The sequence below is a fragment of the Kitasatospora phosalacinea genome, assembly GCF_000716545.1.
Classification (GTDB): Bacteria; Actinomycetota; Actinomycetes; order Streptomycetales; family Streptomycetaceae; genus Kitasatospora; species Kitasatospora phosalacinea.
This window is the reverse complement of sequence record NZ_JNWZ01000001.1, coordinates 1-21,722: the sequence shown is the minus strand read 5'-3', so window position 1 is coordinate 21,722 and position 21,722 is coordinate 1. Positions and strand designations below refer to the sequence as shown.

Genomic DNA, 21,722 nt, shown 5'->3' with positions numbered 1-21,722 from the left:
CCACTTCGCCGGAACGGAACCGCACCGACCCGTCCCTTACTCCACCGGCCGTCACCCGCTCGGGTGGCGTGCCATCAGAAACAACGACGGCCCCGGGCAACCGGCACGACGGCGCGGCCGCTCCGGACCCTCACGGCATTCTTCCGGGCGGGTGCGCACCGCGTCGAATGCCCGCGAAGCGGGCCGTTCGGGTTGCAACGCGTCAAATGGGTGGCAACCGTGCCGGATCGGACACGGTGCTGCATCGACGGGATGGTCCCCCGGGGAAACCCTACCGGCCGCGGCCGGGCCGATCTCGAAACCCTGTCCGGATGCGACGGGGATCACCGTACCGCCCGGGTCGGACGGTCGGCGGGGGCGGAAACGGAGATCAGTCGTACGGTTCGCCCCAGATCAGCAGGGTGTAGTCGCCCCGTCCGAAGGAGGGCCCGGCGCCCTCGTCGGCCTCGGCGCGCAGGGGGGCGGACTGGAGCAGCAGGCCGTCGGTGCGGTAGCCGGCGGTGTCCAGGACGCGGCGGGTCTCGGTGGCTTCGGCGAGGCTGCGGGCGACGGCGACGACGCGCTCGGGCTTGCGGGCGACGACCGCGCGGACCATGACGGGGCCGCCCTGTTCGACGGCGACGGCGTCGGGTTCGGGGAGGGCGCCGAGGACTTCGGGGCCGGATCCGGCGGCGGTCTCGACCTCGACGCCGCACCTGCGGGCGTTGGCGGAGATCCGGGCGCAGTCGGCGGGTTCGGCCTCGACGGCGACCACGGCGGCGCCGAACCGGGCGGCTTCGACGGCGAGCGCGCCGTCCCCGGCGCCGACGGTCCACAGCAGGTCGCCGGGGGTGGGGGCGAGCCGGGCCAGGGCCAGGGCCCGGACGTGCGGCGGGAGTGCGCGGGGGCGCCTGCCCTCGGCGTCCGCTCCGGCGTACGCCCGGCTGGGGAGCGCCCAGCCGCGCTGGGTGCCGGGGTGGTCGAGCGGTTTGCCGGCCAGCCAGCCGGAGGCGGCCTCGGCGGGCGGGACGTTGCCGATGACCAGGACGACCGAGGGGTCGCGCCAGTCGTGGTCCGGGACGCGTTCGGAGGTGAGGACGGTGACGTCCTCCTCGGGGGTGCCGAGCCCTTCGCAGACCACGAAGGTGCGGGGGACGCCGCGGAGCATCAGGGCGAGTTCGCTGGGGCCTGCGCCGCCGGTGGTGAGGACGGCGACCTTGGGGTGGGCGCGGCAGACGTTGGCGGCGCGGCGCAGGCGGCCGCCGTGGGCGGAGACCACCTGGGCGTCCTCCCAGGCCATGCCGGCCCGGGCGAAGGCGGTGGCCACCGAGGAGACGGCGGGCAGGACTTCGAGTTCGAGGCCGTACTCGGGGCGGCGCAGGGTGCGCACGACGCCGAAGAAGCCGGGGTCGCCCTCGGCGACGACGACGGCGGTGCCGCGGTGGTCGGCGATCTTCCGGGCGGCGGCCCGCAGGTCGGCGAGGCCGATGCGTTCGGCGCGCTCGGGGACGGGGAGGGCGGCGAGCTGGTAGGCCGCTCCGGCGACCAGGGTGGCTCCGGCGAGCGCGCCGGCGGCGGCCTGGGTCAGAGGGGTGCCGTCCCACCCGATGACCGTGATCCGGTCAGCCATCTGCGGCTGTTCTCCCTACGCCGTCGTTCCACCCCTGGCGGGTGCGTCGTGGACGCTTCCCGGGCACGAGGCTACCGCCTGAGCGGGGTGGTGCGGGCCCGTGGCGCGCGCCGGGGCGTGAACAGCCGGGGCACGACCGGAAACGGGTGCGGGGCGGGCCCGGGAGGGGCCGGGGGCGGGCCCGGGGTCAGCGGGGCAGGACGTGGTAGCGGTCGTCGGGGTGGGCGGGCTCGGGCGGGTCGAGGTCCTCGGGGAGCAGGCTCCACACGATCAGGTCGGTGCGCTCCTCGGGGCCGGGGCCCCACTCGCCGCCGCGGACTATGGCGGCGCTGCGCAGCACGCCCTCGCTGATCGCGCCGGTCTTCTGGGCGACCTGCTGGGCGGCGGTGTTGCCGGCGGCGGTGCGCAGTTCGAGGCGCTGGAAGCCGCGGTCCTCGAACAGCCACTGGGCGGTGCCGAGGACGGCCTCGGGCGCGTAGCCCTCGCCGCGGGCCCAGGGGGCGGTGACGAAGCGGACCTCGGTGGCGCGCAGGTGCCAGTCGGTGCGGTCGAGTTCGAGCAGGCCGACCAGCCGCTGGGTGAGGTGCTCGGTGACGGCGAAAACGATTCCGCGCCCCCGGGCGCGCCGTTCGGGGGCGTGACGGCTGATCAGCTCGTGGGCGTCGGCCTGGCGGTAGGGGCGGGGGTGGTCGGTCCAGGTCTGGACGAGTTCGTCGCCGAGCATGGCGGCCAGTCCGGGGGCGTCCTGCTCCTCAAGGGAGCGCAACAGCAGCCGTTCGGTGCTGATGGCTGTCTCGGGGAAGTTCGCAACCATGCCGTCTCTCCTCGCCGGGTCGTGGACACACCGTACGCCCCGCCTTCCCTCGGGCGTGCCAGCGTACCCGCTCCGCACCTCACGGCCCGTCAGCACGGTGCCCCCCGGCGGGGAGGCCGGGGGGCACCGCGGGACCGGTCGGCGGATCAGAACGCCGGGATGACGGCGCCCTGGAAGTTGTCGTCGATGTACTTCTTGACCTCGTCGGAGTGCAGCAGCTCGGCGAGCTTCTGGACCCGCGGGTCGTTCTCGTGGCCCTTCTTGACGGCCAGGATGTTGGCGTAGGGGTTGCCCGCGGCCTTCTCCAGCACCAGGGCGTCGGTGGCCGGCTTGAGGTTGGCGCCCAGGGCGTAGTTGCCGTTGATGACGGCGGCGTCGACGTCGTCGAGGGCGCGCGGCAGCTGGGCCGCCTCCAGCTCCTTGAACTTGAGGTGCTTGGGGTTGCCGGTGACGTCCTGGACGGTGGCGGTGGTGCCGACGCCGTCCTTGAGGGTGATCACGCCGTTGTCGGCGAGCAGCTTGAGCGCCCGGCCCTCGTTGGTGGCGTCGCTGGGGACGGCGACCTGGGCGCCGTCCTTGAGCTCGCCGACGCTCTTGGCCTTCTTGGAGTAGACGCCGAGCGGCTCCAGGTGGACGGTCTCGACGGAGACGACGTCGGTGCCGTTCTTCTTGTTGAAGTCGTCGAGGTAGGGCTGGTGCTGGAAGTAGTTCGCGTCCGCGGAGCCGTCCTGGACCGAGGTGTTGGGGGTCACGTAGTCGCTGACCTCCTTGATGTCCAGCTTGAGGCCGACCTTGGCCGCCAGGTTGTCCTGCACGAACTTGAGGATCTGCGCGTGCGGGGTGGGGCTGGCGGCGATCACCAGGGCCTTGTTCGGGTCGGCGGAGGCGCCGGAGTCCGAGGAGCCGGAGGAGCACGCGGCGAGGGTGAGCGCGAGGCCGGCGGCGGTGGCGGTCAGGGCGGTGGTCTTCAGGACGTTACGCACGAAAAGTGCCTTTCTGCGGGATGCGAACGGCCCTGGTGGGGCCGGGACCCGTCCCCCGGTCTTGCGGGGGGCGGGAAGTCAGTACGAGGAGAGCAGGTCTTCCTCGGCGTCCTTCGGCTTCTCGCCGGCGGAGCGGAAGAAGCTGAGCGGGCTGCGGTAGTCGCCGCGGTGCGAGAGCCGGCGGGCGGCGAAGTCGCCGAGCAGTTGCAGCACGGTGACGATGACCACGAGTTCGGCGACGATGACCCACATGAAGCCGGTCTCGAAGCGCTGGTAGCCGTAGCGGATGGCGAGGTCGCCGAGCCCGCCGCCGCCGACCGTGCCGGCCATCGCGGAGTAGCCGATCAGCGCGATCACCGTGGTGGTGGCGGAGGCGACCAGCGAGGGCAGCGCCTCGGGCAGCAGGGTCTTGCGGACGATGGTGCCGGTGCCCGCGCCCATCGACTTGAGCGCCTCGACCAGGCCGCCGTCCACCTCGCGGACGGAGGTCTCCACCAGCCGGGCGAAGAACGGGATCGCACCGACGGCGAGCGGGACGCTGGCGGCCTGCCAGCCGAGCGTGGTGCCCGCGATAGCCCGGGTGAGCGGGATCACCGCGACGATCAGGATGACGAACGGGATGGAGCGCCCGACGTTGACGATCGCGCCGAGCACCCGGCTGACCGCCAGGTTCTGCAGCAGGCCGTCCCGGTCGGTGAGCACCAGCAGCAGCCCGATCGGCAGGCCGATCACCAGGGTCGCCAGGCCGGCGATGCCGACCATGCCCAGGGTCTCCCAGGTGGCGGGCCACATCAGTTCCTGCATCTGGTCCCAGGTCATGCCGCCGCTCCGTTCGACAGGTCGAGGACGTCCACCTGGAGGCCCTGTTGGCGCAGGTAGCCGATCGGCACCACGTTGTCGGTGTGGCTGCCGGGCAGCTCGACCCGCATCCGGCCGACCAGGCGGCCGGCGATGGTCTCGACGGCCGCGCCGAGGATGTTGATGTCGATCTGGTAGGTGCGGGCCAGCTGGGAGACGAACGGCTGGGCGGGCGCGTCGCCCTGGAAGGTGATCTCCAGGACGGTGCGGTCCGGGCCCCCGGTGCCGAAGTCGCCGAGCGGGAAGAGGTCCCGGGCGATCCGCGAGTGGCCGTCGGAGAGCAGGTCGGTGAGCTGCCCGGTCTCCACGACCCTGCCGCCGCGCATCAGGGCGGCGGAGTCGCAGACCGACTTGATCACCTCCATCTCGTGGGTGATCAGCAGGACCGTCAGGCCGAGCTGCTGGTTGAGTTCGCGCAGCAGCTTGAGGATCGAGCGGGTGGTCTCCGGGTCGAGCGCGCTGGTGGCCTCGTCGGAGAGCAGCACCTTGGGGTCGCCGGCCAGGGCGCGGGCGATGCCGACGCGCTGCTTCTGGCCGCCGGAGAGCTGGCTCGGGTAGCTGCGGGCCTTGTCGGCGAGGCCGACCAGGTCGAGCAGTTCGGCGGCCTTGCGGCGGCGTTCGCGCCGGTCCAGGCCGGTGATCTCCAGCGGGAGTTCGACGTTCTGCTGGACGGTGCGCGAGGACAGCAGGTTGAAGTGCTGGAACACCATGCCGATCCGCTGGCGGGCCGCGCGCAGCTCGCGCCCGGCGCGCTGCTCGCTGCCGGACAGCGCGGTCAGTTCCACGCCGTCGACGGTGACGGTGCCGGCGGTGGGCCGCTCCAGCAGGTTGACGCACCGGACCAGGGTGGACTTTCCGGCGCCGCTGGTGCCGACGACCCCGAACACCTCGCCCTGCCGCACGTGCAGGTCGACGTCGTCCAGCGCCCGGACCTCGCGGCCCTGGGAGCGGTAGACCTTGGTCAGGCCTTTGGTGGTGATCACAGCTGCTTCCGTTGTTCGTCTGCGGACGGCCGCTGGGGTGTCCGCGCCAATGGCGGGATGGGCACGCGGGTGCCTGGGAAGGGTGGGTGCCGATGTCGTTTCGATCATGGCCGCCGGGCGGGCGGGGCGCCCCCGGCGTGGCCCTAACGAGTCATCGGCGGCGGGGCGTCGGCGGGCGCCGGGCGGAGGCCCTCAGCTGCGACACATTCGACGGCCGCACATGCGCGACTCACCTGCCGGCGTCGCGCCGGTGGGGATGCATGTCGTCGTCGTGGTCATGGAACCCAGTAAATCAGACATTTGGCCACTGTCCCAATTCTCGGGACTGGATGTCCGAAATGCGGACACGACCCTTGCGGGACAAGCACTGCGGCGCCCGACCCCTCGTTCGGGTCGGGCGCCGCAGGGCTCGACGGTCGCTCTCAGGCGGCCAGGGTGGCCGCCACCGGCTTGGCCAGCGTCACGATCGACAGCCGGCGGGACACCTCGCGCACCTCGGTCTCGCGGTAGCCGAGCCGACGGTACAGCCGCAGGTTGCCCAGGCTGCGGTGGCCGGTGAACAGCTCAAAACCGCCCGTCGCGCCGTCGGCGGTCAGCTGGGTCTCCAGCGCCTCCAGCAGGCGGCGGCCCAGGCCGTGCCGCTGCATCCGCGGGTGCACCACCAGTCGGCCGATCCGGCCCACGCCGTCGCCGTCCACCCAGCCGCGGGCGCTGCCCACGACCTCGTCGCCGAGCCGGGCCACCAGCACCCGGTGCTCGGACATCTCGGCCTTGAGGCTCTCCAGGGTCTGGGTCAGCGGCTCCAGCGTCCAGTCGCCGTACAGCTCCGCCTCGCTCTGGTAACCGAGGTACTGGAGCTTGAGGATCTGCTCCGCTTCTTCCGGTCGTGCCGCTGCGATGATCACACTCATGCCCATGTGCGGGGGCCTCCATCGTTAAGTGCCCGGCGCGTGCGAGTGAGGGTCCTGCACCGGTTCCTGTCCGAGGTGTGCCCGGACGGGGATCTGCCCGGCCCGGGAAAAGCGCGACGCGCCCCGCCGGACGGTGGTCCGGACAGCCGGGACTGACGCGTTCACGCTCAGTATCCGGACAGTCGGACGACCGTCAAGAGAGACGTTCGCCACCGCTCTACCCAGACGCCAGCCGTTCTCAACCTTCCCGACGCCCGACGTGGCGAGCGTCACGCCGCCGCGGGCGGCCCGGTCACCCGGACGGCCGGATGTTCTGGTTGACCCGGAACAGGTTCGCCGGGTCGTACCTGTCCTTCAGCGCCACCAGCCGCTCGTACTTCGCCAGCCCGTACGCCTCCACCACCCGGGCCGGCCCCTCCATCCCCATCAGGTTCACGTACGCCCCGCCCGAGGAGAACGGGCGCATCGCCTCCCAGCACCCCCGCACCCACGCCGTGTGCGGCTCGGCCGGGCCCCGCGTCCACCGGCTCACCGCGTTCAGCAGGTACGGCGCCGTCCGGTACGTGTACGCGGTGTCCTCCGGCCCCACCCGGGCCACCGCCCCGCCCAGGAACGCCAGTTGCAGCTGGGCGCCCGGGCCCGGCATCGCCGCGACCCGCTCGGCCAGCCGGTCGATCGCCGTCCCGTCCAGCACCGACAGGAACTGCGAGCGGCCGGAGTTCGCCGCGCCCGGCCCCCGGTCCGCGTCCAGCGCCCGCTGCCACAGCGCGTACGGCCTGGTCTGCACGGTGTCCACCAGCACCCCCGGCAGAGCGCGCAGCGGCGCCACCGCCTCCCGGCCCCGGTCGGCCCGGCCGGACCAGCACAGGCCGATCCGCAGCACCGTCCGCTCCGGCAGCTGCGGCACCCCGCGCGGGCGCCCGAACTCCACCCCCACCGTCAGGCCGTCCGGTGCCGCCGCCATGAAGTCGCGCACCTCGGCGAGGGTCTCCGCCAGCAGTTCCACCGGCAGGTACAGCGCCCCGCACAGCACGTGCGGGCCCACCCGGTGCAGCCGGTAGGTGAACGAGGTCACCACCCCGAAGTTGCCGCCGCCGCCGCGCAGCCCCGCGAACAGCTCCGGGTGCGCGGCCGCGCTCGCCGTCAGCAGCCGCCCGTCGGCGGTCACCACGTCCGCCTCCAGCAGGTTGTCGCAGGTCAGCCCGTACGCCCGGGCCAGCCAGCCGACTCCCCCGCCGAGCGTGGTGCCCGCGATGCCCGCCCCCGAGTACGGCGCGCCCGGCGTCGCCAGGTCGAACGCCTGCGTCTCGTGGTCGAACGCCCCCCAGGTCACCCCCGGCTGGGCCCGCGCGAGCCGGCGGGCCGGGTCCACCCGGACGCCGCGCAGCCGCGACAGGTCGATCAGCATCCCGCCGTCGCAGGTGCCCAGCCCGGCGAGGCTGTGGCCCGCGCCGCGGACCCCCGCGTACAGGCCGTGCTCCCGGGCCACCGCGACGGCCTGCAGCACGTCGGCGACGCCGGTGCACCGGGCGATCACCTCGGGCCGCCGGTCCACCGCGCCGTTCCACACCGCCCGCGCCGCGTCGTAGTCCTCGTCCCCGGGCACCAGGATCTCGCCCCGGAACCCCTCGGCGAGCGCCATGGCTGCTTTGGACATGGATCCAGCGTAGGACGGAAGGCGGTCGGGGGCCCGGGGAAGCCCCGCCGCGCGCTGTCGGCTTCGGGCCCGGTCACCGCGCGCGGCGGCTCGGACCTCCGGTGGGCCCGGCCGCCGGCGGCCGGGACCCGCCGTCCCCCGGGCCCCCGGACGCGCGGGCCCGGGAACCCCTAGCCCAGCCAGGACTGCTGGGCGGCCAGGTCCTCCTTGATCTCGGCGAGCTGGACGGCGACCGCCGAGGGGGCGGTGCCGCCGCGGCCGTCGCGGGAGGCGATGGCGCCGTGGACGGACAGGACGGTGCGGACCTCGGGGGTGAGGTGGGGGGAGATCTCGGCGAACTGGGCGTCGGTGAGGTCGGAGAGCTCGATGCCCTCGGCCTCGCAGACCTTGACGCAGGCCCCGGCCACCTCGTGGGCGACGCGGAACGGGACGCCCTGCTTGACCAGCCACTCGGCGATGTCGGTGGCGAGCGAGAAGCCGGCCGGGGCCAGCTCCTCGAGGCGCTCGCGGTGCACGGTCAGGGTGGCGATCATGCCGGTGAAGGCGGGGAGCAGGACCTCCAGGGTGTCGCAGGAGTCGAAGACCGGCTCCTTGTCCTCCTGGAGGTCGCGGTTGTAGGCGAGCGGCAGGGCCTTGAGGGTGGCGAGCAGGCCGGTCAGGTTGCCGATCAGGCGGCCGGACTTGCCGCGGGCGAGCTCCGCGATGTCGGGGTTCTTCTTCTGCGGCATGATCGACGACCCGGTGGAGAAGGCGTCGTGCAGCGTGATGAAGCCGAACTCCTTGGTGTTCCAGATGATGATCTCCTCCGCGATGCGCGAGAGGTTGATGCCGATCATCGCGGTGACGAAGGCGAACTCGGCGACGAAGTCGCGCGAGGCGGTGCCGTCGATCGAGTTGCCCACCGAGCCGCGCTCGAAGCCGAGGTCCGCGGCGACGGCCTGCGGGTCGAGGCCGAGCGAGGAGCCGGCCAGCGCGCCGGAGCCGTACGGGGAGACGGCGGTGCGAGCGTCCCACTGGCGCAGCCGCTCGGCGTCCCGGCCGAGGGCCTGGACGTGGGCCAGGACGTGGTGGGCGAAGAGCACCGGCTGGGCGTGCTGGAGGTGGGTGCGGCCGGGCATCGCGGTGTCCGGGTGGGCCTCGGCGAGGCCGACCAGGGCCTGCTGGAGGTCCAGGATCAGGGCGCCGATGGCCTTGCCGTGGTCGCGCAGGTACATCCGGAACAGGGTGGCGATCTGGTCGTTGCGCGAGCGCCCGGCGCGGAGCTTGCCGCCGAGGTCGGCGCCCAGGCGCTCCAGCAGGCCGCGCTCCAGGGCGGTGTGGACGTCCTCGTCGGCGACGGTGCCGACGAACGCGCCGGACTCGACGTCGGCCAGCAGCTGGTCCAACCCGGCCAGCATGCCGTCGAGTTCGGCGTCGTTGAGCAGCCCGGCCCGGTGCAGGACGCGGGCGTGGGCCTTGGAGCCGGCGATGTCGTACGGGGCGAGCCGCCAGTCGAAGTGGACGGAGGCGGAGAGCTTGGCCAGGGCCTCGGAGGGGCCGTCGGCGAAGCGCGCGCCCCAGAGGCGGACGTCTGCGGGCTGGTCGGCGGTCATCGCGTGGGCTCCTTCGAAGGTGGGTCTGGGTGCGGCGGTGCCCCGGCCGCGGTGCGGCCGGGGCGGGGAACGGCGGTGGATCAGGCCAGGTCGCGGCGGGCGGCGATCTTCGAGGACATGCCGAAGATCTCGATGAAGCCCTTGGACATGGACTGGTCGAAGGTGTCGCCGGTGTCGTAGGTGGCGAGGTTGAAGTCGTACAGCGACTGGTCCGACTTGCGGCCGTTGACGACGGCGCGGCCGCCGTGCAGGACCATCCGGATCTCGCCGGAGACGTGCCGGTTGGCCTCGTTGACGAAGCCGTCCAGGGCGCGCTTGAGCGGGGAGAACCACAGGCCGTCGTAGACCAGCTCGGCCCAGCGCTGCTCGACCTGCCGCTTGTAGCGGGCGAGTTCGCGCTCGACGGTGACGTTCTCCAGGGCCTGGTGGGCGGTGATCAGGGCGATCGCGCCGGGGGCCTCGTAGATCTCGCGGGACTTGATGCCGACCAGGCGGTCCTCGACCATGTCGAGGCGGCCGATGCCCTGGGCGCCGGCCCGCTTGTTCAGCTCCTCGATGGCCTGGAGCACGGTGACCTTGCGGCCGTCGATCGCGACCGGGACGCCGGCCTCGAAGGTGATGACGACCTCGTCGGCCTCGCGCTCGGCGGCCGGGTTCTGGGTGTACTCGTAGACGTCCTCGATCGGGGCGTTCCAGATGTCCTCGAGGAAGCCGGTCTCGACGGCGCGGCCGAAGACGTTCTGGTCGATCGAGTACGGGTTCTTCTTGGTGGTGACGATCGGGAGGTTCTTGGCCTCGGCGAAGGCGATCGCCTTGTCGCGGGTCATCGCGTAGTCGCGGACCGGGGCGATGCACTTCAGGTTCGGGGCCAGCGACTGGATGCCGACCTCGAAGCGGACCTGGTCGTTGCCCTTGCCGGTGCAGCCGTGGGCGACGGTGGTGGCGCCGTGCTTCTGCGCGGCGGCGACCAGGTGCTTGACGATCACCGGGCGGGAGAGCGCGGAGACCAGCGGGTACTGGCCCTGGTACAGGGCGTTGGCCTTGAGGGCCGGCAGGCAGTACTCGTTGGCGAACTCGTCGCGGGCGTCGGCCACCTCGGCCTCGACGGCGCCGCAGTCGAGCGCGCGCTGGCGGATGACCTCCAGGTCCTCGCCGCCCTGGCCGACGTCGACGGCGACGGCGATGACCTCGGCGCCGGTCTCCTCGGCGATCCAGCCGATGCAGACGGACGTGTCCAGACCGCCCGAGTAGGCGAGTACGACGCGCTCAGTCACGGCTATCTCCATTCACAAACACAGGTTCCATGCGGCGTTAGGCATAAGTATGCACCACCGCGTATGAGTTCACAAACCAGTACCGCACGAGGTGTTCGGAGCGCCTCGGAACTACTGCGACTTCGCCTGGGCGAGTTGCATCAGGTGGTCGGCGAGCGCCTGCCCGCCGGCCGCGTCGCGGCTGATCAGCAGCACCGTGTCGTCGCCCGCGATGGTGCCGAGGATCTCGAACACCTCGGCGGTGTCGATCGCGGAGGCCAGGAACTGGGCCGCGCCGGGCGGGGTGCGCAGCACCACCAGGTTGCCGGAGGCGGTGGCGGAGACCATCAGCTCGCCCGCCAGCCGGGCCATCCGGGCCTCGCTGGCGGACTCGCCCATGGGGGCGCGCGGGGTGCGGTCCCCGCCCTCGGCCGGGACGGCGTAGATGAGCGCGCCGTCCCGGTTGCGGATCTTCACCGCTCCGAGCTCGTCCAGGTCCCGGGAGAGGGTGGCCTGGGTGACCACGAGTCCGTCGTCGGCGAGCAGCTTGGCGAGCTGGCTCTGCGAGCGGACGGGCTGACGCGTCAGCAGGTCCACGATCCGCCGGTGGCGCGCGGTGCGGGTCTGCGGGACCTGCGGCGTCGGGCCGGTGGCGGGGGTCGTGTGCTCGGGGCGGGGTTCGGTCATAACTGATGATTCTCCTGAAGGACGCTCAGCTGTTCGCGTCGGGGGCGGCTTCGCGGACCGTCCGGAGGATCTCGGGCAGCGCCGCGAGGAAGGCGTCGGCCTGCTCCTCGGTGAGCACCAGCGGCGGGACCAGCCGGACGGCGTCGGCGACGGCGGCGTTGACCAGGAAGCCCGCCTCCTGCGCGGCGGCCTGGACCTGCGCGGCGACCGGCGCGGTGAGCACGATGCCCAGCAGCAGGCCCTTGCCCCGGACGTGGTCGACCAGCGGGTCGCCGATCGCCTCGATGCCGGTGCGCAGCCGCTCGCCGAGCTTGGCGGCGTGCTCCAGCAGGCCCTGCTCCTCGATGGTGTTCAGCACGGCGAGGCCGGCCGCGGCGACGACGGGGTTGCCGCCGAAGGTGGTGCCGTGGTGGCCGGGGCCGAGCAGGTCGGCGGCCGGGCCGAAGGCGAGCACGGCGCCGATCGGCAGGCCGCCGCCGAGGCCCTTGGCGAGGGTGACGAGGTCGGGGTCGACGCCCTCGTACGCCTGGTGGGCGAACCAGTGGCCGGTGCGGCCGGTGCCGGTCTGGATCTCGTCCAGGACCAGCAGGGTGCCGGTGGCCCGGGTGATCTCGCGGGCCGCCTCCAGGTAGCCGTCGGGCAGCGGGATCGCGCCGTTCTCGCCCTGGATGGGCTCCAGGAAGACGGCGGCGGTCTCGGTGGTGACGGCGGCGCGCAGGGCCTCGACGTCGCCGAACGGGACGTACGTGACGTCGCCGGGCAGCGGCTTGAACGGCTCCTGCTTGCCGGGCTGGGCGGTGAGCGCGAGGGCGCCCATGGTGCGGCCGTGGAAGGCGCCCTGGAGGGAGACCAGGTGGGTGCGGCCGGTCAGCCGGGAGATCTTGAAGGCGGCCTCGTTGGCCTCGGTCCCGGAGTTGCAGAAGAAGACCTTGCCCGGGCGGCCGGCCAGCTCGATCAGCTTCTCGGCGAGTTCGATCGTCGGCTCGGCCGTGAACAGGTTGGAGACGTGGCCCAGGGTGGTGATCTGCTCCGTCACGGCCGTGACGATCGCGGGGTGGGCGGTGCCCAGCGCGTTGACCGCGATGCCGCCGACCAGGTCGAGGTACTGCTTGCCGTCGGCGTCCCACAGCAGCGGGCCCTCGCCGCGCACCAGCGGGATCCGCGGGGTGCCGTAGTTGTTCATCAGGCTGTGCTTGTACCGCTCGATGACGGCGTCGTTGCTGCTCATGCCAGGCCCCCCAGTACGGTGCTGTCGTCGTCGGGCACGACCATGGTGCCGATGCCCTCGTCGGTGAAGATCTCCAGCAGCAGGCTGTGCTGGACGCGCCCGTCCAGGACGCGGGCGGTGCCCACGCCGGAGCGGACGGCGCGCAGGCAGCCCTCCATCTTGGGGAGCATGCCGGTGGCCAGGGTGGGGAGCATCTCCTCCAGCTCGCTGACGCTCAGCTGGCTGATCACGTCGTCGGAGTTCGGCCAGTCCTTGTACAGGCCCTCGACGTCGGTGAGCACGACCAGCATCTCGGCGCCGAGCGCGGCCGCGATGGCGGAGGCGGCGGTGTCGGCGTTGATGTTGTAGACGTGGCCGTCGGCGCCGCGGGCGATCGAGGAGATCACCGGGATCCGGCCGTCGGCGATCAGCGCCTTCACGGCGCCGGCCTCGATGTTGACGATGTCGCCGACCAGGCCGATGTCGACCTGCTCGCCGTCGACCACGGCGTAGCGCTTGACGGCGGTCATGGTGTGGGCGTCCTCGCCGGTCATGCCGACGGCGAACGGGCCGTGCGCGTTGAGCAGGCCGACCAGTTCGCGCTGGACCTGCCCGGCGAGCACCATCCGGACCACGTCCATGGTCTCGGGGGTGGTGACGCGCAGGCCCGCGGTGAAGGAGGACTCCAGGCCCAGCTTGTCGAGCTGGGCGCTGATCTGCGGACCGCCGCCGTGCACGACGACGGGGTGCAGGCCGGCGTAGCGGAGGAAGACGACGTCCTGGGCGAACGCGGCCTTGAGGTCCTCGTCGACCATGGCGTTGCCGCCGAACTTGATGACCACGGTCTTGCCGTGGAAGCGCTCCAGCCAGGGCAGCGCCTCGATCAGGGTGCGGGCCTTGGGCAGGGCGGCGTTGCTGCGGGCCTGTTCGCCCTTGGGTGCGATCTGCATGGCGGTGTGACGTCCCCCCGGGGGTCAGCTGGAGTAGGCGCTGTTCTCGTGCACGTACTCGGCGGTCAGGTCGTTGGTCCAGACGGTGGCCGTGGCCTGACCGGCCTTCAGGTCGGCGGTGATGACGACCTCGCGGTCCTTCATGGAGACCAGGTCGCGGTCCTCGCCGACGCCGCCGTTCCGGCAGACCCAGACGCCGTTGATGGCGACGTCCAGCCGGTCCGGGTCGAAGGCGGCGGAGGTGGTGCCGATCGCGGACAGCACCCGGCCCCAGTTGGGGTCCTCGCCGTGGATGGCGCACTTGAGCAGGTTGCTGCGGGAGACGGTGCGGGCGACGTCGACGGCCTCGTCCTCGGTGGCCGCGTTCACGACCTCGATCCGGATGTCCTTGGAGGCGCCCTCGGCGTCGCCGATCAGCTGGCGGGCCAGGTCGGCGCAGACGGTGCGCACGGCCTCGGCGAACTCGGCCTGCCCGGGGGCGACGCCGGAGGCGCCGGAGGCCAGCAGCAGCACGGTGTCGTTGGTGGACATGCAGCCGTCGGAGTCGACCCGGTCGAAGGTGGTGCGGGTGGCGTCGCGCAGCGCGGCGTCCAGGCCGGCGGAGTCGACCGCGGCGTCGGTGGTGACCACCACCAGCATGGTGGCCAGGCCGGGGGCGAGCATGCCCGCACCCTTGGCCATGCCGCCGACCGTCCAGCCCGCGGGGGCGGTGACCTGGGCGGTCTTGTGCACGGTGTCGGTGGTCTTGATGGCGATCGCGGCGCTCTCGCCGCCGGTGTCGCTGAGGGACTTCACCGCCAGCTCGACGCCGGGCAGCAGCTTGTCCATCGGCAGCCGGACGCCGATCAGGCCGGTGGAGCAGACCGCGACCTCGATCGCGCCGACGCCGAGTTCGGCGGCGACCTTCTCGGCGGTGGCGTGGGTGTCCTGGAAGCCCTCGGGGCCGGTGCAGGCGTTGGCGCCGCCGGAGTTGAGGATCACGGCGGCGAGTTCGCCGTCGTTCAGCACCTGGCGCGACCACTTGACCGGCGCGGCGTGCACCCGGTTGGAGGTGAACACGCCGGCCGCGGCGTGCTGCGGGCCGTCGTTGACGACGAGCGCGAGGTCCGGGTTGCCGGAGGTCTTGATGCCCGCGGTGACGCCCGCCGCGCGGAAGCCCTTCGCCGCCGTGACGCCGATGTTCGAGTTCCGAGTGTCCGTCACGGTGCGACTCCGTCCAGCGGGAGGCCGAGCTCCTCGGGGAGGCCGAGGGCGATGTTCATGCTCTGCACCGCGCCGCCCGCGGTGCCCTTCACCAGGTTGTCGATCGCGCTGATCGCGATGATCCGCCCGGCGTGCTCGTCCAGCACCACCTGCAGCACGGCCGCGTTCGAGCCGTAGACGGACGAGGTGTGCGGCCACTGGCCCTCGGGCAGCAGGTGGACGAACGGCTCGTCGCCGTACGCCTTCTCGTACGCGGCGCGCAGCTCCGCGCCGGTGGTGCCGGGCCTCGCCTTGGCCGAGCAGGTGGCGAGGATGCCGCGCGGCATCGGCGCCAGGGTGGGCGTGAAGGAGACGGTGACCGGCTCCCCCGCGAGCGGGGTCAGGTTCTGCGCCATCTCCGGGGTGTGCCGGTGGCCGCCGCCGACGCCGTACGGGCTCATCGAGCCCATCACCTCGCTGCCCAGCAGGTGCGCCTTGGCGGCCTTGCCCGCGCCGGAGGTGCCGGACGCGGCGGTGATCACCGCCTCCGGCTCGGCCAGGCCCGCGGCGAACATCGGGTACATGGCGAGCGTGACGGCGGTCGGGTAGCAGCCGGGCACGGCGATCCGCCTGCTGCCGCGCAGCGCCTCGCGGTGGCCGGGCAGCTCGGGCAGGCCGTAGGGCCACGTCCCGGCGTGCGGGGAGCCGTAGAACCGCTCCCAGTCGGCCGCCGACTTCAGCCGGTGGTCGGCGCCCAGGTCGACCACCAGGACGTCCTCGCCGAGCTGGGCGGCGATCTCGGCGGACTGGCCGTGCGGCAGGCCGAGGAAGACGATGTCGTGCCCCGCCAGCGTCTGCGGGTTGGTCGGCTCCAGCACCCGGCCGGCCAGGCCGATCAGGTGCGGCTGCAGCGCGCCGAAGCGCTGGCCCGCGTTGGAGCCGCCGGTCAGCGCGCCGATCTCCACCTCGGGGTGCGCCTGCAGCAGTCGCAGCACCTCACCGCCCGCGTACCCGCTCGCTCCGGCTACGGCTACTCGCAATACCATGGCATTCCCTCCTGAAGCCCAGCATGAATATACGCACCCCGGCAAAATCATGCAAGGATGCGGCCGGCCCGGGCACTGTCTCCCCCGTTCACTAGGGTGCCGCCATGACCGATCTCGCCGTCGCGGCGCACCTGTTGACCGAAGACGACCTCCCGGTGGAGCAGTTGGCCTGCCACCCGCGATTGCCGCTGGCCGCCGGGGTCGGCACGGACGAGGAGGCCGGCCGCTCGCTCGTCCGGGTCTGGGACTGCTCCGGCGGGCGGCTGCGCGAACTCGCCTCGTTCGGTGTCGCGACCGCCGTCAGCAGCTGGGGCGACCACTGCCCGCCCCCGCTCGCCTGGCACCCGCACGAACCCCTGCTGACCGTCGCCGACGGGGAGGTGCTGCGGCGCTGGACGCCCGACGGCCCGGTCGCGCCGCTGCCCGCCCCCGAGTGCTGCGAGGCGCTCGCCTACAGCCCCGACGGCCGCGCCCTGTGGGCCTCGGCGTCCGGCGGCGACGGGACCTCGCACGTCCTCGACCCCGCCACCGGAGCCCTCGCCGCCCCCGCCCGCTGGTGGGACACCGGCGTCGGCGCGCACCCCTCCGGCGAGGTGGTCGCCACCCTGCTCAGCGACCAGGGCGCCACCTTCTGCGTGTTCGGCCGCCCCGGCGGCGAGGGCGGCGCGATGCGGCAGCAGCGGCGGGCCCTGATCCTGGACGTCGACGGCTACGGCCCCCCGCTGTTCAGCCCCGACGGGCGGTACCTCGCCTTCCGCGGCAACGCCTACGTCGACTCGCTGGACGTCTTCGCCTTCCCCTCGCTGCGCAAGGTCCTGCACACCGTCCTGCCCGAGGACGGCGGGTGGTCCCGCCACAACCTCGCCTTCGGCCCGCACCCCGGCGTGCTGTGGATCGGCGCTCCCGACGGCGCCCTGATCGAGCTGGACGTGGAGGCCCGGGAGGCCGTCGAGCACGGGGACCCGGCCGGGGCGGCGGTCACCGCGCTGGCCGCGACCGCCGCCGGCGAACTGCTGGTCGCCCGGGAGGACGGCGGCCTCACCCTGCTGACGGTGCCCACCCAGAGCGGCCCCCCGGCCCCGGCCGCCACGGCGGACGAGGACGCGGCGGCGTTCCTGGCCGGCACCGGGGACGTCCCCGCCGACGGCGACCTGGAGGACCACCTGGACTTCAGCGACGGCGAGCACGACTGGGACCGGGAGCGGCTGGCCGAGGTCACCGACGCCTCCCCCGACGACCCCACCTGGCTCCAACTCCAGGCCCACGTCAACCGGTTCTCCGCGCAGCACGCCGACTGACGAGCACCCGGGCGGCACTCGGCCGGGACCGCCGGCCGCCCCCGTCAGGGGCTCACGTCCGCGTCGGTGGAGGCGCGGACGACCAGTTGCGGGGGAAAGCGTTCGACGCTCTCGGCGCGGTCGGCGGGCGGGCCCTGGAGGAGGGCGAGGGCGTGTTCGGCCATGTCCGCGAGGGGGTGGCGGATGGAGGTGATCGGGGGGTCGAGCAGTTCGAGCATCTCGGTGTCGTCGAAGCCGGTCACGGCGATCTCGCCGGGGACGGAGACCGCCGAGCGCTGCAGGGTGCTGACCAGGCCGACGGCGAGGACGTCCGCGCCGCAGACGACGGCGTCGACCTCGGCGCGGCGTTCGGCGATCCGGCGGCCGGCGGTGCGGCCGGCGTCGGTGGTGAAGCTGGGGAGCAGGACGGTGACGGCGTCGGCGCCGCGGGCGGCGGTGAACGCGGCGAGCCGTTCGGCGCCGGAGGAGGACGCCTGGTCGGCGGCGACCAGGGCGATCCGGCGGCGGCCGAGGCCGTCCAGGTGGTCGAGGAGCAGGCGCATCGCGGCGGCGTTGTCGAGCGTGACGGCGACGGTGCCGGAGTCGTGCGCCCAGCGGTCGAACAGCACGACGGGGGCGCACCCGGCGGCGGCCCGGACGGCGGGCCCGGAGGCGGCGGCGGAGACCGGGACGACCAGCAGCCCGTCCACCCGTCCGCTCAGCAGGGTGTCGATCTGCTCGGCCTCGATGGCGGGCGAGTTGGCCGCGTCGGAGACCACCAGTTGCCCGCCGGCCGCCCGGACCTGCTGGGCGATGGCGTCGGCGAGCTGGACGAAGTAGGGGTTGGCGAGCGAGGGGACGACCACGCCGACGGTGCCGGTGGTGCCGGTGCGCAGCGCCCGCGCGGAGTGGTTGGTGCGGTAGCCGAGCCGCCGGGCGGCCTCCTCGACGCGGCGGGCCAGGTCGGGGTCGACGTTGCGCGGGGTGCCGGCCAGGACGCGCGAGGCGGTGGCCCGGGAGACACCGGCCGCGGCGGCCACGTCGAGGAGTCGGGGCGCTGTCACGTGGGGTCCTTCCCCGGTCGGAGCGGTCTCGGAAACGGTCTCGGGGCTGCGCGGCGCGTTCCGGGCCCCGGAGCGGCGTCGGCCGGGCCCCGGAGCGGCGTCGGCCGGGCCCCGGAGCGGCGCCGGCCGGACCCCGGAGCGGCGCCGGCCGGGCCCGCTCTGAGCTGGCGCGATGCGCAGCACGAGGGTACTTGACGCTTCGCGGGTGCTGGTCCAGAGTGTGGGAAATCGATTTCCCGAAGCTCCCGAGGAGTGCCGGATGCCGTCCATCACCGTCGTCGGTTCGGTCAACCGCGACCTCGTCCTGACCGTCGAGGACCTGCCGCGGCCCGGTGAGACCGTGCTCGCCCGGGGCTTCGTCGAGGGCGTCGGCGGCAAGGGCGCCAACCAGGCCGTCGCGGCCGCCCGGCTCGGCTCGCGGGTGCGCCTGGTGGCCCGGGTCGGAGCGGACGGCGAACCGATCCGCCGGGTGCTGGCCGCCGAGGGCATCGACCTCGACGCGGTGCTGACCGCGCCGGACGCCCGCACCGGGATCGCCTCGGTGGTGGTCGACCGCGCGGGCGAGAACACCATCGTGGTCAACCCCGGCGCCAACGCCGTCCTCTCGGTCGAGGACCTGCCGCAGTGGCTGGTCCGCACGCCCGGCGAGGTGGTGCTGGTGCAGCACGAGGTGGCCGCCGAGGTGGTGGCGGCCGCGGTGCTGCGGGCCCGGGAGCAGGGCGGCACGGTCGTCCTCAACCCGGCCCCGGCCCGTCCGGTCGACCCCGGGGTGCTGGCCGCCGTCGACGTCCTGGTGCCCAACCTGGGCGAGCTGGCCGCGCTGCTCGGCACCGGCCCGGTCTCCGGTCCGGCCGCCGCGCGCGAACTGCTGGAGCGCGCCGGACTGCCGTGCGGGGCCGTGGTGGTCACGCTCGGCGCGGACGGGGCGCTGATCAAGCAGCCGGGCCGCCCGGCCGTCCACCTGCCCGCCCCGGTGGTGGACGCCGTCGACACCGTCGGCGCCGGCGACACCTTCTGCGGCGCCCTCGCCGACGCCCTCGCCCGCGGCGCCGACCTGCCCGCCGCGGCGGCCCGCGCCGTCCGGGCGGCCGCGCTGGCCGTCACCGGGCTCGGCGCCCAGTCCTCGATGCCGTACGCGGCGCAGCTCGACCCCTCCCCCTGACCACCCGTCACCCCCACCACCGCACTGCCTGCCTGTTCAACGGAGAACACCCATGCGCAGCCTCAAGCTCGGCCTGTTCGAGAACGCCCAGACCAACGCCGGCGGCACCGCCACCTGGCGGCACCCCGACAGCCGCCGCCACCTGTTCGACACCCTCGGCTACTGGCAGGAGGTGGCCCGGCTGTGCGAGGACGCCAAGCTGGACTTCCTGTTCCTGGCGGACGCCTGGGGCTGGTCGGAGATCAACGGGGCTCGCCCGCCGATCGCCACCGAGGAGACCCTCGACCTGCCCCGGCTGGACCCGTTCGTGATCGCCTCGGCGCTGCTCGCCTCCACCACCGACCTGGGCCTGGTGGTGACCGGCTCGGTGCTGGTCGAACCGCCGTACGCGTTCGCCCGCCGCCTCGCCACCCTGGACCAGCTCTCCGGCGGCCGCCTCGGCTGGAACGTGGTCACCACCGGCACCGCCGACACCGCCGTCAAGGCGTTCGGGATGGACATGGTGGCGCACGACGACCGGTACGCGATGGCCGAGGACTTCCTCGACCTGGTCTACAAGTACTGGGAGGGCGCCTGGGAGCCGGACGCCCTGGAGAAGGACAAGGCCGGCCGGTTCGCCGACCCGGCGAAGGTGCACCCGGTCGAGCACGAGGGCCCGTACTTCCGCTCGCGCGGCTACGGCAACACCGCCCGTTCCCCGCAGGGCACCCCGGTGCTGTTCCAGGCCGGCGCGTCCCCGGCGGGCCGGCGGGTCGGCGGGCGGCACGGCGAGTGCATGTTCGTCGGCAGCGGCAGCGTCGAGCAGCTGGCCGCCCACACCGGGGCGATCCGCGCCGAGGCGGTGCGGTCCGGGCGCGGGGCCGACCAGGTCAAGGTGATGTCGGCGTTCTCCTGCGTGGTCGGCGCCACCACCTCGGACGCCGAGCGCCGCTGGCAGCGGATCCTGGACGCGCAGCGCCCCGAGGTCACCGTCGCCTCGTACGCGATGTTCACCGGCCTGGACCTGTCCTCGTACGCGCCGGACACCCCGATGACCGAGCTGTCCACCGAGATGTCGCAGACCCAGGTCGCCCGGTTCGCGGGGAAGACGGTCGGCGACGTGCTGGCCGACTGGCACACCCACGGCGTGGGCGCCCGCCCGGTGGTCGGCACCGCCGAGGAGATCGCCGACGAGATCTGCGCCCTGGCGGAGGGCGCCGACCTGGACGGCTTCCTGCTCTCGCCGACCGTGCAGCCCGCCTCCACGGTCGAGTTCGTCGAGTCGGTGCTGCCGATCCTGCGCGAGCGCGGGGCCTTCCGCGGCGAGTACGCGGACGGCGAGTCGCTGCGCGAGCGCCTGACCGGCTCCGGCGACCGGGCGCTGCCGGCCGGCCACCCCGCCGCGCGGCACCGCCACTGACCTGCCCCTTCGCACCACTTCCGGCACCACGAGAGGACGGCACCGGCCATGGCCACTCCCGTTCACCACCCCTCAGCACTGGACGCGGGCGCGCTGCGGCGGGCGTTCGGGGCGTACCCCACCGGCGTGGTCGCGATCGGCGCGCTGCGCGACGGCGAGCCGGTCGGGTTCGCGGCCAGCTCCTTCGTGTCGATCTCGCTGGAACCGCCGATGGTCGCGGTCAGCGTGGCCCGCACCTCCACCACCTGGCCCCGGCTGGCCGAGGCCCCGGTGCTCGGCCTGAGCGTGCTCAGCCACGGCCAGGGCGCACTGTGCCGCAAGCTCGCCTCCCGCGCGGGCGACCGGTTCGACGGCACGCCCTGGCAGGCCACGGACGGCGGCGCGGTGCTGATCCACGACGCGACGCTGTGGCTGACCGCCCGGGTCGGCCCGGTGTACGACGGCGGGGACCACGAGATCGTCCTGCTGGAGCTGCTCTCCGCGGAGCTGTTCCCGGGCGTGGAGCCGCTGGTCTTCCACACCAGCCAGTTCCGCGAGCTCACCCCCCATGCCTGAGTTCGCGCCGACTCCCCTGGTCGGAACCGTCGTCCACGGCGCCGGCCGGGGGAAGGGCCTCGGCTTCCCGACCGCCAACCTCTCCCCCGCACCCGGCACGGTCGTCCCGCCACCCGCGATCTACAGCGGCTGGCTGACCCGCCCGGCGACCGGGGACGTGCACCGGGCGACCGTCAGCATCGGGACCAACCCGACCTTCGGCGACTCGTCCGAGGTGCACGTCGAGGTGTACTGCCACGACACCTCGGACGACCTGTACGGCGAACGCGTCGAGCTGTGGTTCGTGGCCCGGCTGCGCGACACCGAGAAGTTCGCCACCGTCGACGAACTGCTGGCCGCCGCCCGCGAGGACGTCCGCCGCTCGGATGCCCTGCTGGCCACCGCACCCGCCCCCACCGTCCCCACCGCACCGCCCCGCACCACCCCCTGAGCCCGGTCGGCCCCGTCCCTCCCCCGCTTCCCGGCGGGGCCGACCGCTCCTCTCCCGGCACGCACCCCCGCCCCCGCCCCCACCACTGCGCCGATGCCCGCGT

Annotated in this window: 20 protein-coding genes; 5 read left to right on the top strand and 15 right to left on the bottom strand. The window is 73.7% G+C overall.

Features of this window, described 5'->3' with window-relative positions:
* Nucleotides 1-370: 370 nt before the first annotated feature.
* From cbiE to argC, 14 genes are all read right to left on the bottom strand, one after another.
* The gene (gene cbiE / locus OO48_RS00100) at nt 371-1,609 is read right to left on the bottom strand and encodes a precorrin-6y C5,15-methyltransferase (decarboxylating) subunit CbiE (protein ID WP_033211526.1); all 1,239 of its coding nucleotides are present in this window, start codon (nt 1,607-1,609) and stop codon (nt 371-373) included.
* Nucleotides 1,610-1,796: 187 nt separating this feature from the next.
* On the bottom strand, nt 1,797-2,423 hold the full coding sequence (locus OO48_RS00095) for a GNAT family N-acetyltransferase (RefSeq protein WP_033211519.1): 627 nt from the start codon (nt 2,421-2,423) through the stop codon (nt 1,797-1,799).
* Nucleotides 2,424-2,569: 146 nt separating this feature from the next.
* On the bottom strand, nt 2,570-3,406 hold the full coding sequence (locus OO48_RS00090; protein WP_033211517.1) for a MetQ/NlpA family ABC transporter substrate-binding protein: 837 nt from the start codon (nt 3,404-3,406) through the stop codon (nt 2,570-2,572).
* A 78-nt stretch (nt 3,407-3,484) separates the two neighbouring features.
* Nucleotides 3,485-4,225, bottom strand: a complete 741-nt coding sequence (locus OO48_RS00085) for a methionine ABC transporter permease (protein WP_033211515.1) — start codon at nt 4,223-4,225, stop codon at nt 3,485-3,487.
* Entirely contained in the window at nt 4,222-5,247 is a 1,026-nt protein-coding gene (locus tag OO48_RS00080) for a methionine ABC transporter ATP-binding protein (protein ID WP_033211513.1), read from the bottom strand. Before OO48_RS00080 ends, OO48_RS00085 begins: the two co-directional genes overlap by 4 nt.
* A 422-nt stretch (nt 5,248-5,669) precedes the next feature.
* Nucleotides 5,670-6,164, bottom strand: a complete 495-nt coding sequence (locus OO48_RS00075; protein ID WP_033211511.1) for a GNAT family N-acetyltransferase — start codon at nt 6,162-6,164, stop codon at nt 5,670-5,672.
* A 286-nt stretch (nt 6,165-6,450) separates the two neighbouring features.
* A complete protein-coding gene (locus OO48_RS00070; RefSeq protein ID WP_033211509.1) occupies nt 6,451-7,815 on the bottom strand; it encodes an FAD-binding oxidoreductase in 1,365 nt (454 codons plus the stop codon).
* A gap of 170 nt (nt 7,816-7,985) precedes the next feature.
* Nucleotides 7,986-9,407, bottom strand: coding sequence for an argininosuccinate lyase (gene argH / locus OO48_RS00065; RefSeq protein ID WP_033211507.1), 1,422 nt, complete (start codon nt 9,405-9,407; stop codon nt 7,986-7,988).
* Between the two features lie 80 nt (nt 9,408-9,487).
* Nucleotides 9,488-10,681: an argininosuccinate synthase gene (locus tag OO48_RS00060; RefSeq protein WP_033211505.1), complete on the bottom strand. Its 1,194-nt coding sequence runs from the start codon at nt 10,679-10,681 to the stop codon at nt 9,488-9,490.
* 111 nt (nt 10,682-10,792) lie between these two features.
* Entirely contained in the window at nt 10,793-11,347 is a 555-nt protein-coding gene (locus OO48_RS00055) for an arginine repressor (RefSeq protein WP_033211503.1), read from the bottom strand.
* Nucleotides 11,348-11,372: 25 nt separating this feature from the next.
* A complete protein-coding gene (locus OO48_RS00050) occupies nt 11,373-12,575 on the bottom strand; it encodes an acetylornithine transaminase (protein WP_033211501.1) in 1,203 nt (400 codons plus the stop codon).
* Nucleotides 12,572-13,504 (bottom strand): acetylglutamate kinase, encoded by a 933-nt coding sequence (gene argB, locus OO48_RS00045; RefSeq protein ID WP_033211499.1) that lies wholly within the window; start codon nt 13,502-13,504, stop codon nt 12,572-12,574. The genes OO48_RS00050 and argB overlap by 4 nt, the downstream gene beginning before the upstream one ends.
* Nucleotides 13,505-13,528: 24 nt before the next feature.
* Nucleotides 13,529-14,683, bottom strand: a complete 1,155-nt coding sequence (gene argJ, locus OO48_RS00040; RefSeq protein ID WP_033211801.1) for a bifunctional glutamate N-acetyltransferase/amino-acid acetyltransferase ArgJ — start codon at nt 14,681-14,683, stop codon at nt 13,529-13,531.
* Between the two features lie 20 nt (nt 14,684-14,703).
* Nucleotides 14,704-15,732 (bottom strand): N-acetyl-gamma-glutamyl-phosphate reductase, encoded by a 1,029-nt coding sequence (gene argC, locus OO48_RS00035; protein WP_033211497.1) that lies wholly within the window; start codon nt 15,730-15,732, stop codon nt 14,704-14,706.
* 104 nt (nt 15,733-15,836) lie between these two features.
* On the opposite strand from argC, the gene OO48_RS00030 reads away from it, so the two are divergent.
* Complete coding sequence (locus OO48_RS00030; RefSeq protein WP_051731556.1) at nt 15,837-17,030, top strand: WD40 repeat domain-containing protein; 1,194 nt, start codon at nt 15,837-15,839, stop codon at nt 17,028-17,030.
* Nucleotides 17,031-17,074: 44 nt separating this feature from the next.
* Here the strand turns inward: OO48_RS00030 and OO48_RS00025 are convergent, their stop codons facing one another.
* Nucleotides 17,075-18,073 carry a LacI family DNA-binding transcriptional regulator gene (locus tag OO48_RS00025; protein WP_033211495.1) on the bottom strand — a complete coding sequence of 333 codons (999 nt, stop codon included), beginning with the start codon at nt 18,071-18,073 and terminating at the stop codon, nt 17,075-17,077.
* A gap of 259 nt (nt 18,074-18,332) precedes the next feature.
* Here OO48_RS00025 and OO48_RS00020 point away from each other — a divergent pair, with 259 nt between their 5' ends.
* From OO48_RS00020 to OO48_RS00005, 4 genes are read left to right on the top strand one after another with little or no spacing between them, the layout of a single operon-like run.
* The gene (locus OO48_RS00020; protein WP_033211493.1) at nt 18,333-19,235 is read left to right on the top strand and encodes a ribokinase; all 903 of its coding nucleotides are present in this window, start codon (nt 18,333-18,335) and stop codon (nt 19,233-19,235) included.
* Between the two features lie 52 nt (nt 19,236-19,287).
* Complete coding sequence (locus OO48_RS00015; protein WP_033211491.1) at nt 19,288-20,634, top strand: NtaA/DmoA family FMN-dependent monooxygenase; 1,347 nt, start codon at nt 19,288-19,290, stop codon at nt 20,632-20,634.
* A 48-nt stretch (nt 20,635-20,682) separates the two neighbouring features.
* On the top strand, nt 20,683-21,189 hold the full coding sequence (locus tag OO48_RS00010) for a flavin reductase family protein (protein WP_033211489.1): 507 nt from the start codon (nt 20,683-20,685) through the stop codon (nt 21,187-21,189).
* Nucleotides 21,182-21,619, top strand: a complete 438-nt coding sequence (locus OO48_RS00005; protein WP_033211487.1) for a riboflavin kinase — start codon at nt 21,182-21,184, stop codon at nt 21,617-21,619. Before OO48_RS00010 ends, OO48_RS00005 begins: the two co-directional genes overlap by 8 nt.
* The last annotated feature ends 103 nt before the right edge of the window (nt 21,620-21,722 follow it).

What these genes read in the sequence shown, in the direction of transcription:
- cbiE (WP_033211526.1), bottom strand. Translation starts at nt 1,609, where the DNA reads ATGGCTGACCGGATCACGGTCATCGGGTGGGACGGCACCCCTCTGACC.
- OO48_RS00095 (WP_033211519.1), bottom strand. Translation starts at nt 2,423, where the DNA reads ATGGTTGCGAACTTCCCCGAGACAGCCATCAGCACCGAACGGCTGCTG.
- OO48_RS00085 (WP_033211515.1), bottom strand. Translation starts at nt 4,225, where the DNA reads ATGACCTGGGACCAGATGCAGGAACTGATGTGGCCCGCCACCTGGGAG.
- OO48_RS00075 (WP_033211511.1), bottom strand. Translation starts at nt 6,164, where the DNA reads ATGGGCATGAGTGTGATCATCGCAGCGGCACGACCGGAAGAAGCGGAG.
- OO48_RS00070 (WP_033211509.1), bottom strand. Translation starts at nt 7,815, where the DNA reads ATGTCCAAAGCAGCCATGGCGCTCGCCGAGGGGTTCCGGGGCGAGATC.
- argH (WP_033211507.1), bottom strand. Translation starts at nt 9,407, where the DNA reads ATGACCGCCGACCAGCCCGCAGACGTCCGCCTCTGGGGCGCGCGCTTC.
- OO48_RS00055 (WP_033211503.1), bottom strand. Translation starts at nt 11,347, where the DNA reads ATGACCGAACCCCGCCCCGAGCACACGACCCCCGCCACCGGCCCGACG.
- OO48_RS00050 (WP_033211501.1), bottom strand. Translation starts at nt 12,575, where the DNA reads ATGAGCAGCAACGACGCCGTCATCGAGCGGTACAAGCACAGCCTGATG.
- argB (WP_033211499.1), bottom strand. Translation starts at nt 13,504, where the DNA reads ATGCAGATCGCACCCAAGGGCGAACAGGCCCGCAGCAACGCCGCCCTG.
- argC (WP_033211497.1), bottom strand. Translation starts at nt 15,732, where the DNA reads ATGGTATTGCGAGTAGCCGTAGCCGGAGCGAGCGGGTACGCGGGCGGT.
- OO48_RS00030 (WP_051731556.1), top strand. Translation starts at nt 15,837, where the DNA reads ATGACCGATCTCGCCGTCGCGGCGCACCTGTTGACCGAAGACGACCTC.
- OO48_RS00020 (WP_033211493.1), top strand. Translation starts at nt 18,333, where the DNA reads ATGCCGTCCATCACCGTCGTCGGTTCGGTCAACCGCGACCTCGTCCTG.
- OO48_RS00015 (WP_033211491.1), top strand. Translation starts at nt 19,288, where the DNA reads ATGCGCAGCCTCAAGCTCGGCCTGTTCGAGAACGCCCAGACCAACGCC.
- OO48_RS00010 (WP_033211489.1), top strand. Translation starts at nt 20,683, where the DNA reads ATGGCCACTCCCGTTCACCACCCCTCAGCACTGGACGCGGGCGCGCTG.
- OO48_RS00005 (WP_033211487.1), top strand. Translation starts at nt 21,182, where the DNA reads ATGCCTGAGTTCGCGCCGACTCCCCTGGTCGGAACCGTCGTCCACGGC.